This window comes from Pseudomonas gorinensis (genome assembly GCF_042015035.1).
GTDB classification, from domain to species: domain Bacteria; phylum Pseudomonadota; class Gammaproteobacteria; order Pseudomonadales; family Pseudomonadaceae; genus Aquipseudomonas; species Aquipseudomonas gorinensis.
On record NZ_CP167125.1, the window covers coordinates 6,251,331 to 6,264,503 of the forward strand.

The 13,173-nt window shown below is 59.1% G+C and carries 3 protein-coding genes, 2 tRNA genes and 2 rRNA genes; all 7 read right to left on the minus strand.

The window, feature by feature from the left end; translation table 11 throughout:
• Positions 1–115: 115 nt before the first annotated feature.
• Positions 116–2,185, minus strand: a complete 2,070-nt coding sequence (recD, locus tag AB7933_RS28640) for an exodeoxyribonuclease V subunit alpha (protein ID WP_024077400.1) — start codon at positions 2,183–2,185, stop codon at positions 116–118.
• Positions 2,182–5,856 (minus strand): exodeoxyribonuclease V subunit beta, encoded by a 3,675-nt coding sequence (gene recB, locus AB7933_RS28645; RefSeq protein ID WP_024077401.1) that lies wholly within the window; start codon positions 5,854–5,856, stop codon positions 2,182–2,184. Before recB ends, recD begins: the two co-directional genes overlap by 4 nt.
• A complete protein-coding gene (gene recC / locus AB7933_RS28650) occupies positions 5,853–9,305 on the minus strand; it encodes an exodeoxyribonuclease V subunit gamma (protein WP_024077402.1) in 3,453 nt (1,150 codons plus the stop codon). The genes recB and recC overlap by 4 nt, the downstream gene beginning before the upstream one ends.
• 223 nt (positions 9,306–9,528) lie before the next feature.
• Positions 9,529–9,644, minus strand: a 5S ribosomal RNA gene (gene rrf, locus AB7933_RS28655).
• 157 nt (positions 9,645–9,801) lie between these two features.
• Positions 9,802–12,693, minus strand: a 23S ribosomal RNA gene (locus AB7933_RS28660).
• A gap of 247 nt (positions 12,694–12,940) precedes the next feature.
• Positions 12,941–13,016, minus strand: a tRNA-Ala gene (locus tag AB7933_RS28665).
• Positions 13,017–13,046: 30 nt separating this feature from the next.
• Positions 13,047–13,123: transfer RNA gene (locus AB7933_RS28670), tRNA-Ile, on the minus strand.
• Between the last annotated feature and the right edge of the window lie 50 nt (positions 13,124–13,173).

Genomic DNA, 13,173 nt, shown 5'->3' on the forward strand with positions numbered 1-13,173 from the left:
GGTGATGCCGCAACGATAGCACAGCGGCGGAAAATCCCGCGAAGAGGGGCCTTCGCGGGGGTGGCTATTTTTTCAGAAAACTCAAACGTCTGAATCAGAAATATTGCATGACCTATCAGTCAGTTTTTTCAGCCTCGTGCCCCAGTTCCAGCATCAACCCACTCAAGCGCTTGACCTTGCGTCGCACGGCTTCCTCAAACACGCCGCCGCGGGGTTCGATCAAGCTGAACCAACGCTTGGCGCGGGTGATGCCGGTGTAGATCAGCTCTTTGGTGAGCACCGGGTTGAGTGCCTCGGGCAGGATCAAGGCGGTGTGAGTGAATTCAGAGCCCTGGGATTTGTGCACGGTCATGGCATACACGGTTTCCACATCGTTCAGGCGGCTGGGTAGTACAAAACGCACACCGCCCTGGCCATCGTTCCGTGGGAAGGCGACACGCAGTACCTGAGGGCCACCGTCGCTTTCGGGCAGTTTCAGGGCAATGCCAATATCGCCGTTCATCAGGCCCAGGCCATAGTCATTACGGGTCATCAGTACCGGGCGGCCTTCGTACCATTGCTCGTCACCTTCGATCAGCCGCACTTTGCGCAAGGCGGCGGTGATGCGCAGGTTCAGCCCCTCCACTCCCCAGGGGCCTTTACGCACGGCACATAGCAACTGGAAGGCGTCGAAGGCTTGCAGCAGTTGCTGCGCCCAGTGGGTCCAGGCGTGATCTTCCCGCGGGGTGTCGAAGGACGGGCGCGCCGATTGCAGCAGGTTCAGATAATAGCGATAGCCTTCGGCGCCATCGCCCTGCCCGTCCAGCACCAGCCGCTCCAGAGCGTGGTCGTGCTCACCTTTGAGGCTGACGCAGAACAGGTCGCTGTGGCTGCGGGCGGCCAACAGCTGGCGGGCCTCTTCGGCGTTTTGCTGGTTGACCCAGCGCGCCAGTTGGCCAATACCGCTGCCTTCGCCAAAGCGTCGCGAGTAACGCAGCATCACCACTTGCTGGGCCAGGGGATGGTCGCCATCGAGGTCTTCCTGCAGGCCACTGGCGCTGAGGTCCTCGCCGCTGACGGCTTGCAGCCATTGGCGGGTTTCTGGGCTGTACCAGCCAGCCTCGGCGTCGCGGCACAGGTCACCGAGGACGGCGCCGGCCTCCACCGAGGCGAGCTGGTCCTTGTCGCCCAACAACACCAGGCGCGCATGGGGCGGCAATGCGTCGAGCAGGTTGGCCATCATTTCCAGGTCGATCATCGAGGCCTCGTCCACCACCAATACATCAAGCGGCAGCGGGTTGCCCTGGTGATGACGGAAATGCCGCGTGCCCGGTCGACTGCCGAGCAAGCGGTGAACCGTGGTGACCTGGGTCGGGATTTTTTCCCGCACGCTGTCAGGCACTTTCAGTGACAGCACTTGTTGGCTGATCGATTCGGTCAAACGTGCGGCCGCCTTGCCGGTAGGCGCAGCCAAGCGAATGCGCAGGGGCGTGCCGCTTTCCACGGCCGGCGCCTGCAACAAGGCCAGCAGACGCACCACGGTGGTGGTCTTGCCAGTGCCGGGGCCACCGGTAACGATGCTGAATGCACCACGGGTGGCCAGGGCGCAGGCAAGCTTTTGCCAGTCGATCATACCTTCCGGCACGGGTTGGTCGAACAGGCCATTCAAGCGCTGGGGCAAATCGGCGGCAACGGTTTCTGCGGTCGCCAGACGCAGGCGCAGGGCCGTATCGATGCGCCGCTCGTAGGCCCAGTAGCGCCGCAGGTACAGGCGCTTGCCGGACAGCACCAACGGACGACTCTGTGCTGCCTCGCTGCCATCCACCGCGAGGGCGACCAGTGGACTCGCGGCCAGGGTATGGCACCAATCGGCACCGTCCAGGCCGTCGAGCAGTTGCGAAGGCAGCAACATGGCGCCGGCTTGCAGGTCGCCTTCGGGCGGCAATGACAGGGCGAAGTCCGGTGCCTTGAGGGTTTCGAACAGGTCCAGGCACACGTGACCATGGCCCAGTTGGTGGCTGGTCAGCGCCGCCGCCAGCAACACCAGGGGATCGGCGTGCGGGTCGAGCTCGTACAGGAAACCGACAAAGGCTTTGTCCAACGCACGCAGCCAGCCGCGGTCAACCCAACGCTCCAGCAGTTGCACCAAGTCAGCGGCGCGGTTGAGGGGGGCCAAGGCCTCCAGCGGTAACGACGACAGGCTCATAGCAACACTCCTTGTTCCCAGGCGGGTTCGGCCTTGGGCGGTATCGATTGACCTTGGAAGAGCAAATCCAGGCCCTCGATCAGCTCCCGTGGAGGGCGGGTGAAATACGCCCCCTGGCTGGCGGCCTGACTGCCGCGCAAGAACAGGTAGAGCGCGCCACCGACATGGCGGTCGTAGTCGTAGCCCGGCAGGCGCGCCTTGAGCTGGCGGTGCAGGGCCAGCAGGTACAGTACGTACTGCAAGTCATACCGATGTTCGAGGATCGACAGCTCCATGGCCGCGTGGGTGTAGGCTGAGTCGTCGGGGCCGAGCCAGTTGGATTTGTAATCCGCCACGTAGTAGCGGCCGTCATGCTCGAACGTCAGGTCGATAAAGCCTTTGAACATGCCATTGAGCAGGACCGGCTCGGCGGCAACCCGCGAGACACCGTTGTGGGTGTACTGGCACACCAGCTTATCGAGGGCGAGCACGTCGACTTTATGACTGGCGAACCAGAACTCCATTTCGACCTGGTATTGCTGCAGGCCGCTGAGCGTGACCTGGTCGTTGTGCAACGGCAGCGCTGTTTGCAACAGGTGGCTCAGCCAACCGCTGAGGGTGACGATCCAGCCTTCCCAGTTACGTCGATTGCAACGCGCGCCCACGGCTTTTTCGATCGCCTCCGACGTCACGTTGAAGCCCTCCTCGCCCGCCCACTCCAACAGGCCATGGAGGAAGGTCCCTGGATTCGGGCCACGTGGGAAACGGTGAATGTCGCCGCCGGACGCCGCCACTTCACGCGGTGCATCAGGGTCGAGACGTTCGTCGTCGAACAGCTTCTGGGCTTGTGGGCTTTCCGGCGCTTCGAGGCTGGCGGCGCTCATGCTGTCACCGATGCGCAAGGCGCTGTAGGACGCGATCCACCAGCTTTCCGCCGCCTTGCGTTTGGGTAACAAGGGGGGGAGCAGCGTGGCTTCGTTGCGCGGCGGATGAAACACGCTGTCTTGCGCTTCGGGTACGTGGGTGTAGTGGATGGCGGGGCAGCCTTCCTGCAGATCCAGCAGCCAGCGCGCCAGGCCAGCAGATTCGCCCAGGGACGCGCCCGCGCCCAGCAAATAACCCAGCGCCGAAAGGTGCAGCACAGAGCTGCTGCTATTGCCGCGCTTGAGGTCGGCAATGCCCAGCCAGCAGGCGTGTTTGGCCCGGGTCAGGGCCACGTAGAACAAGCGCAGGTCTTCGGCCAGGCGCTCGTCATCGGCTTGGGCGATCAACGCGGCCGTCGGGCGCAGGCTGACCTGGGACTTGCCGTTTTCATCGTGGTAATGCAGCGGCAAGCGACTGCCATCCACCGGTTTGGCCGAACAGATAAATGGCAGGAATACCAGGTCGTATTCCAGCCCCTTGGACTTGTGGATGGTCACCACTTTGACCAGTTGCTCATCGCTTTCCAGGCGCAGGATCTGTTCTTCACCTGCTTGGCCGGAGAGCGCCAGGTGTTCGGCCAGATGGCGGATCAGGGCCTGTTCGCCGTCCAATTCAGACGCCGCTTGTTGCAGCAACTCACTGAGGTGCAACAGGTTGGTCAGTACTCGCTCGCCATCGCTGCGGGCCATCAGGGTTTGCGGCAATTTGAAGTCATGGAGCAGGCGCCGCAGCATCGGCAGCACGCCCTGGGTACGCCAGATCGTACGGTAGCCGCGGAACTGCATGACGCGGCTTTCCCACGCCAGCTCGTCCTGGTTCAGACGTTCCAGTTCAGGCAGTGACAGGTTCAAGGTGACGCAGGCCAGCGCTGCGCGCAACGGACGCTCGACGTCGGGCTCGGCACAGGCCTTGAGCCAGGCCAACAGATCATGGGCTTCCTGGGCGGCGAACACGGAGTCCTTGTCGGACAGGTAGACACTGCGCACACCACGGGCGGCTAATTCGCCGCGCACGGCTTGGGCCTCCTTGCCGTCGCGCACCAGGATGGCGATAGCTGAAGGCAGCACGCCGTTAACGCTGCCGTCTTCTTGCAGGAAACCCGCGTGACCTTGCTGCCCAGCGTTGAGCAGTTCAACAATCTGCGTGGCGCAGGCAGCGGCAAGTTGCTGGCGATAAACCACATTGGAAATCGGCTGATCGGTGGGCAGGTGCCAGAGCGTCATCGCCGGCAGCGTTTGGCCATCGACCTGCAATTGCTCCTTGCGCCCCTGGGACAACACCGGCTGGAACGGCACCGGGTTTTCGCCATCCGGCCCGCGGAACAGGAACGCGCCGCGGCCTTTTTCGGCACGCTGGAACACATGGTTCACCGCCTCGACCATCGCATGGCTGGAGCGGAAGTTGGTGCCCAGGGTGTGGTGACGACCAGTGGTGGATTGGCGGGCGCGCAGGTACGTGTAGATATCCGCGCCACGGAACGCGTAGATCGCCTGCTTGGGGTCGCCGATCAGGAACAGGCCACTGTCGAGGTGGTTTTCTTCGATGCGGTAGATGCTGTCGAAGATGCTGTATTGCACCGGGTCGGTGTCCTGGAACTCATCGATCAGGGCGACCGGAAACTGCTCGCGGATCACACTGGCAAGACGCTCGCCACCGTCTGATTGCAAGGCGGCATTGAGGCGGATCAGCATGTCGTCGAAGCCCATTTCGGCACGGCGGCGTTTTTCGTCTTCGAAGCGCTTGCCGACCCAGCCAGCGGCGTGTTGCAACACGGCGGCATCGGGGATTGGCAACGCATCGAGGGCGGCTTTGAGGCCGACCATGGCGTCGATACCCGGGTGGTGCGGCGGATCCCCCTTCCAGGCTTCGGCCATGCCATCGGGGGTCAGACGCGTGAACCCGGTGCCGATATCCAGTTGTTCGAGGGTTTCATCCGCGGCCCAGGCGCTGATTTTTTCGAACCAGGGTTCGAAGTAGCGGGCTTGCATCTTGCGACCATCGACGGCTTTGGCGGCGACGGCTTGCAGGCAGATGTCGCGCAACTCGGCGGCCCATTGTGGCCAGGGCGCTTTAAGCGCAACGAGGGCTGCTCGACGCTCTTGCAGGCAGGCGTTGATCAGTTCGGCGGGCTCACGATGCTCATCAGTGGGCCGCTCGCTGCCGAACAACGCACGTACTCGCGGCATCAGCGCGGCCGGCCCGCCCCAGTTGTTGCGCACCCAGTTGAGCGCATCGTCGTGCATCGGGTAGCAGAACAGCCGCCAATAGTCGCGCAGCACTTCGCCGAGCAGGTCACTATGGTCGGTTTCCAGGGTCTGGGTGAACAGGCTGCCACTGTCGAACGCATGTTCGCGCAGCATGCGCTGGCACCAACTGTGGATGGTCGAGACCGCCGCTTCGTCCATCCATTGCGCGGCGATATCCAGGCGATTGGCACACGCGGGCCATTGTTCGGGCAGATAGTGCTCGCGCAGCTCAGCGATCAGCGCATCCGGTTGTTTGATTTCATCGCGGAAGAACCGCGCAGCTTCGGCCAGGCGGATACGGATGCGTTCGCGCAGCTCCTTGGTGGCGGCGTCGGTGAAGGTCACAACGAGGATTTGCGGGGGCAGCAGTTCGCGGCCGAAGCCTGACTCGTCACCACCGTGGCCGAGTACCAGGCGCAGGTACAGGGCGGAGATGGTGAAGGTCTTGCCGGTACCGGCACTGGCTTCGATCAACTGGCTGCCTTTTAGCGGGAATGCCAAGGCCAAGGGTTTGCTGCTCATGCGCCGACCTCCTCGCTGTTCAGGGATCGCCAAGGGGCGTTGAGCAAGGGCCGATACAAGGTTTCACACCACCCTTCGAACTCTTCGCTGGCCATCAGGGCGGCGTAGTCGGGGAATTGGCGGGTGAGTGCCGGGGTTTCGCGACGTTCGCCATCGGTGGTCAGGCCGTCACCTTCGTAGGCTTTGCTGGCGGCAGCGTGAGCTTTGACCGGGTCGGTTTGGCCAAGCCAGGCGAAGGCGGTTTTGACCGCGATGGGCAAGGGTTTGCTCATGCCGATATGCCAGGCGAGCAACAGGTCGCCGAGGATGCCCTGGGCGCTGGATTTTTCCAGCGGAGCCAGCAGCAGGGTGTCATCACTGGCCACCAACCCGGTGCTCAATGGCAGACCGCAGGCGCAGGCGACCACGTGATTGACCCATGGGCGAATCAGGCGGTGCCACTTGCGCGTCTTGATCGAACCGATGCTGTTGGGGATGGTGGTGACGCTTAACAACCCGCCATCACTGCGTCGATGCAGGCCGCTGATCCAGCCTTCCAGCTGAATACCCTGATGCTCGAAACTGATCGGTTCAGCACCGGTGTGCGGGGTTGGCCAGAGGGCTAGAAGCTGTTGGTAGCGGCGTAACAAGTCAGGCAAAGGTTCGATCAGTTCGTTACGCAGACGCTCGCCGAACCCGACCATCGGCAGCAGGCCACTGCCTTGCAGGCGCAGGGCCTGGGCGTTGAGGGCCTGGTCGAAGTGATCGGGCTGGCTTAATGCGGCATTGAGCAGGCTGTCGCTCAGACTGTAGCGTTGCAGTGCGTCGAGGACGAAGGGTTCTTCATCGGCCAGCGGGACTTCGGCGGCTTCGAAAAAAACTTTCAGCCGTTGGCTGAAGAAATGTTTGACCGGGTTGCGAAGGAAGTCCTGCAGTTGGCCCAGGCTCAGGGGCTCTTCCTGCCGATGGGCCGCCAATGCCGCCGTGTCAGGGGTGGCCTCCGCGGCCTCGTGCAGCAGCTGCCACTCACGGGCGTAGCTGAACAACGGGTCTCCTTCGTGAAAATACCGGGCGCTAAAGGGCTGGAGCGGATGTTCCTGGGTCATCGCCTCAATAAGTGGCTGTGCAATATTGGCGTTATGCCAGCCATTGGCGATGTGGTCGCGCAGTTGGCCAATCAACACCGATGCAGGGCGATCGCTATTGTCGCGGATGCTGCGCCCGACCCAACTGATGTAGAGCTGGTCGCGCGCGGACAGCAGGGCTTCAAGCAGCAGGTAGCGGTCATCTTCGCGGCGTGAACGGTCGCCAGGGCGATAATCGCTGCCCATCAGGTCGAAATCCAATGGCGGTTGCGCGCGCGGATAATCACCGTCGTTCATACCGAGCAGGCAGACGAGCTTGAATGGGATCGCGCGCATGGGCATCAGGGTACAAAAATTGACAGCTCCGGCGAGAAAGCGCTGTGAGAGGCGGCCCTGGTCCAGACCGGCCAGCCATGCCTCACGAACGACAGTGAGCGGTAACTCGTCCTGCAGGCCCACGGACTCACAGGTTTCCAGCCAGGTTTCCCGCAGCTGTTCGAGCTGGCCCAGCAGGTAGTCGTCGTGCTCGCTGCCAGGCAGGAAGAATAGTTGCATCAAGCGTTGTAGACGCTCGCCCCATGCTTGAGGAGCAGCAGGTTGAGACAAGGCTTGATGGGCATCGCTCAGGGCATCGAGCAAGGCCACCAGTGGGCCAATCAAGGCAGCGTCGAGACCGCCGATTTCGTCATAAGGCTCGATACCGTCGCAAGCGGTGCCGGTGCCGACGGCGTAGCCCAGGAGCATGCGGCGCAGGCCGAAGCGCCAACTGTTTTGCTCCAGCTCATGGGGTAGACCCAGGCCGGCGCGTTGCTCGGCGTTGAGTCCCCAACGGATACCGGCCCCTTCGATCCAGCGGTGCAATGTGGGCAGGTCGCGTTCTTTGATAGCGAAACGTTCACGCAGGGCCGGGACGTCGAGCAGGTCGAGAATCTCGCTGACGGGGAAGCGGCTGTCTGGCAACTTGAGCAGATGCTCGACGGCGATCAACAACGGGTCGCGGCCGCGTTGTCCTTGGTCGGTGAGGGTGAAGGGGATGAAGCGTGGATCACTTCGTTCCAACTGGCCGAATACGGCGCGAATGTGCGGCGCATAGCTGTCGACGTCGGGGACCATGACGATGATGTCCCGAGGACGTAGGGTGGGATCGGCGCTGAAGCGTTGAAGCAGTTGGTCGTGGAGAATTTCCACTTCGCGCTGGGCGCTATGGGCGATATGGAAGCGGATTGACGTGTCGCGCTGCAGGTCGACGGCGGGCCAGAGATCGCGGGTTTCATTGAGCGGGCGCAGTTCGAGAATGTCGTCCTGGAGCTGGTTGAGCAATGTGGTGGGCTCGGTCTCGCTGAACAGGTCGATTCGGCCATCGCGGAAGGCGGCTCGGTAACTGTTGGGATCATCGTAACTGTCCAACAGGCTGATGTAGTCGCGGCCTTGTTTGCCCCATGCGGCCAGTAATGGATGGGCATGTTGGTGCAGGGACTGCGGGTCGATGGTCACCGGCATACCGGCCTTGCGCGCCTGGCGTTTGTATTCGTTACGCAGCAAGTCTTTGTCAGCGACGATGTCAGACCAATGATGGCGGCAGGGGTTATGCACGCACAGCAGGACCTGGCTGAAGCGGGCCAGGCCGGCAAGGGCTTCCAGTGCCTGCGCAGGCAAGGATGAAATGCCGAAAACAATGACTCGGGAAGGCAGGCCTGGGGGGGCTTGTTTCAGGCTATTGATGCGCTCGATAAATCGCTGGTGGACGCCGGCACGGCTTTGGGCCATGCCCTCCTCCCCGACATCCAACAGCAGCGCGCGCCATAATTCGGCTTGCCAGCAGTTGGCCGGATTCAGGGGTTTGGTTTCACCGCGACCATTACGTAACTGATGACGGCCCGCGGCCCAATCTTCCAGCCAGTCAGCACGGTAGACCTGATACTGGTCGAACAGGTCGGCCAGACGTTCGGCGAGTTGGTAGCGTTTACGTAGGTCCGTGTCGTGAGTCAGGAAGCGTTGCAGGGGCTCGAAGTGCGGTTGATCAATGAGCTCCGGGAGCAGGCGCATCAGGCGCCAGGTCAACGGGGCTTTGTCGAGCAGGGACTTGGGCGGAATTTCGTCACGGCCAAGGACCATCCGATAAAGTTGCCACATGAAGCTACCCGGCAGTTGCACATCAATGGCCGCCGCGATGCCGCAGCCCCCCATATCGTCATCTTCCGGATCTTCAGCCAGGGCCAATTTGAGCCATTGGGCGATGCCATTGCTTTGCACCAAGGCGATTTCGTTTTCCAAGGGTGCCAGTGGATATCGTCGCATCCAACTGACCACCAGGCTGCGCAGTTCGTCCAGGCGGTTGCCGTGAACCACCATGAATCCAGCGCTGAGGGACGTCGAGTCCGGCATAACGGCTTCCTTGGGAAAAGCAAAAATCGAGGGAGGGACTTTAGCACTGTGGGCAAATATTGGCGGTATCGGGATGCAAGAAGCGGGGGGTTTGGAGTGGGTGCGGTGTGCCCGAGGGTGCGCGTCAGCGTTGTCGTCCTGCATGAGCACGCTTGCGCCTGCGCTTTTCGATCGCCCAAAACAAAACCCCATCTGCTTTCGCAAATGGGGTTTCGGAATTTAATCTTGACGATGACCTACTCTCACATGGGGAAACCCCACACTACCATCGGCGATGCATCGTTTCACTACTGAGTTCGGGATGGGATCAGGTGGTTCCAATGCTCTATGGTCGTCAAGAAATTCGGGTACTGAGTCGTGGCCAGTTGGCCTCGCTTCAGCAAATTGGGTATGTGATAGCTTTCGGTGTTTTGTGAACTTCGAACTTTCGGTTCGTTTCGTCTTCACACACCGCAATCTGGTGCCTTTTCAGGTCAGCAAATTGCTTGGGTGTTATATGGTCAAGCCTCACGGGCAATTAGTATTGGTTAGCTCAACGCCTCACAGCGCTTACACACCCAACCTATCAACGTCGTAGTCTTCGACGGCCCTTCAGGGGACTCAAGGTCCCAGTGAGATCTCATCTTGAGGCTAGTTTCCCGCTTAGATGCTTTCAGCGGTTATCTATTCCGAACATAGCTACCCGGCAATGCCACTGGCGTGACAACCGGAACACCAGAGGTTCGTCCACTCCGGTCCTCTCGTACTAGGAGCAGCCCCTCTCAAATCTCAAACGTCCACGGCAGATAGGGACCGAACTGTCTCACGACGTTCTAAACCCAGCTCGCGTACCACTTTAAATGGCGAACAGCCATACCCTTGGGACCGGCTTCAGCCCCAGGATGTGATGAGCCGACATCGAGGTGCCAAACACCGCCGTCGATATGAACTCTTGGGCGGTATCAGCCTGTTATCCCCGGAGTACCTTTTATCCGTTGAGCGATGGCCCTTCCATACAGAACCACCGGATCACTAAGACCTACTTTCGTACCTGCTCGACGTGTCTGTCTCGCAGTCAAGCGCGCTTTTGCCTTTATACTCTACGACCGATTTCCGACCGGTCTGAGCGCACCTTCGTACTCCTCCGTTACTCTTTAGGAGGAGACCGCCCCAGTCAAACTACCCACCATACACTGTCCTCGATCCGGATAACGGACCTGAGTTAGAACCTCAAAGTTGCCAGGGTGGTATTTCAAGGTTGGCTCCACGCGAACTGGCGTCCACGCTTCAAAGCCTCCCACCTATCCTACACAAGCAAATTCAAAGTCCAGTGCAAAGCTATAGTAAAGGTTCACGGGGTCTTTCCGTCTAGCCGCGGATACACTGCATCTTCACAGCGATTTCAATTTCACTGAGTCTCGGGTGGAGACAGCGCCGCCATCGTTACGCCATTCGTGCAGGTCGGAACTTACCCGACAAGGAATTTCGCTACCTTAGGACCGTTATAGTTACGGCCGCCGTTTACCGGGGCTTCGATCAAGAGCTTCGCGTTAGCTAACCCCATCAATTAACCTTCCGGCACCGGGCAGGCGTCACACCCTATACGTCCACTTTCGTGTTTGCAGAGTGCTGTGTTTTTAATAAACAGTCGCAGCGGCCTGGTATCTTCGACCGGCATGGGCTTACGGAGCAAGTCCTTCACCCTCACCGGCGCACCTTCTCCCGAAGTTACGGTGCCATTTTGCCTAGTTCCTTCACCCGAGTTCTCTCAAGCGCCTTGGTATTCTCTACCCAACCACCTGTGTCGGTTTGGGGTACGGTTCCTGGTTACCTGAAGCTTAGAAGCTTTTCTTGGAAGCATGGCATCAACCACTTCGTCATCTAAAAGACAACTCGTCATCAGCTCTCGGCCTTAAGATCCCGGATTTACCTAAGATCTCAGCCTACCACCTTAAACTTGGACAACCAACGCCAAGCTGGCCTAGCCTTCTCCGTCCCTCCATCGCAATAACCAGAAGTACAGGAATATTAACCTGTTTTCCATCGACTACGCTTTTCAGCCTCGCCTTAGGGACCGACTAACCCTGCGTCGATTAACGTTGCGCAGGAAACCTTGGTCTTTCGGCGTGGGTGTTTTTCACACCCATTGTCGTTACTCATGTCAGCATTCGCACTTCTGATACCTCCAGCAAGCTTCTCAACTCACCTTCACAGGCTTACAGAACGCTCCTCTACCGCATCACTTACGTGATACCCGTAGCTTCGGTGTATGGTTTGAGCCCCGTTACATCTTCCGCGCAGGCCGACTCGACTAGTGAGCTATTACGCTTTCTTTAAAGGGTGGCTGCTTCTAAGCCAACCTCCTAGCTGTCTAAGCCTTCCCACATCGTTTCCCACTTAACCATAACTTTGGGACCTTAGCTGACGGTCTGGGTTGTTTCCCTTTTCACGACGGACGTTAGCACCCGCCGTGTGTCTCCCATGCTCGGCACTTGTAGGTATTCGGAGTTTGCATCGGTTTGGTAAGTCGGGATGACCCCCTAGCCGAAACAGTGCTCTACCCCCTACAGTGATACATGAGGCGCTACCTAAATAGCTTTCGAGGAGAACCAGCTATCTCCGAGCTTGATTAGCCTTTCACTCCGATCCACAGGTCATCCGCTAACTTTTCAACGGTAGTCGGTTCGGTCCTCCAGTTAGTGTTACCCAACCTTCAACCTGCCCATGGATAGATCGCCCGGTTTCGGGTCTATTCCCAGCGACTAGACGCCCTATTAAGACTCGCTTTCGCTACGCCTCCCCTATTCGGTTAAGCTCGCCACTGAAAATAAGTCGCTGACCCATTATACAAAAGGTACGCAGTCACCCAACAAAGTGGGCTCCCACTGCTTGTACGCATACGGTTTCAGGATCTATTTCACTCCCCTCTCCGGGGTTCTTTTCGCCTTTCCCTCACGGTACTAGTTCACTATCGGTCAGTCAGTAGTATTTAGCCTTGGAGGATGGTCCCCCCATATTCAGACAAAGTTTCTCGTGCTCCGTCCTACTCGATTTCATGACTAAGAGATTTTCGCGTACAGGGCTATCACCCACTATGGCCGCACTTTCCAGAGCGTTCCGCTAATCTCAAAGCCACTTAAGGGCTAGTCCCCGTTCGCTCGCCACTACTAAGGGAATCTCGGTTGATTTCTTTTCCTCAGGGTACTTAGATGTTTCAGTTCCCCTGGTTCGCCCCTTACACCTATGTATTCAGTGTAAGGTAACCATCTTATGATGGCTGGGTTCCCCCATTCAGACATCTCCGGATCAAAGTCTGTTTGCCGACTCCCCGAAGCTTTTCGCAGGCTACCACGTCTTTCATCGCCTCTGACTGCCAAGGCATCCACCGTATGCGCTTCTTCACTTGACCATATAACCCCAAGCAATCTGGTTATACTGTGAAGACGACATTCGCCGAAAATTCGAATTTCTCAATTAAGAGAACTCACAAATTTTACCTTAGCCTGATCCGTTACCAGTGAAAGTAACGTTCAGTCTATCTTTCTATCACATACCCAAATTTTTAAAGAACGATCTAATCAAAGACTAGAAATCAACATTCACCATCGCAGTGATGGAATGCTCATTTCTAAGCTTTCAACGTCTAGAAGCAGTAGTGGTGGAGCCAAACGGGATCGAACCGTTGACCTCCTGCGTGCAAGGCAGGCGCTCTCCCAGCTGAGCTATGGCCCCGTATTTCTACAGGCGTTTCCCACACAAAATTGGTGGGTCTGGGCAGATTCGAACTGCCGACCTCACCCTTATCAGGGGTGCGCTCTAACCAACTGAGCTACAGACCCAATTTCGGGCTGCTTCTTTATCGTCTTCTTCAATGAATCAAGCAATTCGT

Coding starts and splice junctions, on each gene's coding strand:
- recD (WP_024077400.1), bottom strand. CDS start 2,185: ATGAGCCTGTCGTCGTTACCGCTGGAGGCCTTGGCCCCCCTCAACCGC.
- recB (WP_024077401.1), bottom strand. CDS start 5,856: ATGAGCAGCAAACCCTTGGCCTTGGCATTCCCGCTAAAAGGCAGCCAG.
- recC (WP_024077402.1), bottom strand. CDS start 9,305: ATGCCGGACTCGACGTCCCTCAGCGCTGGATTCATGGTGGTTCACGGC.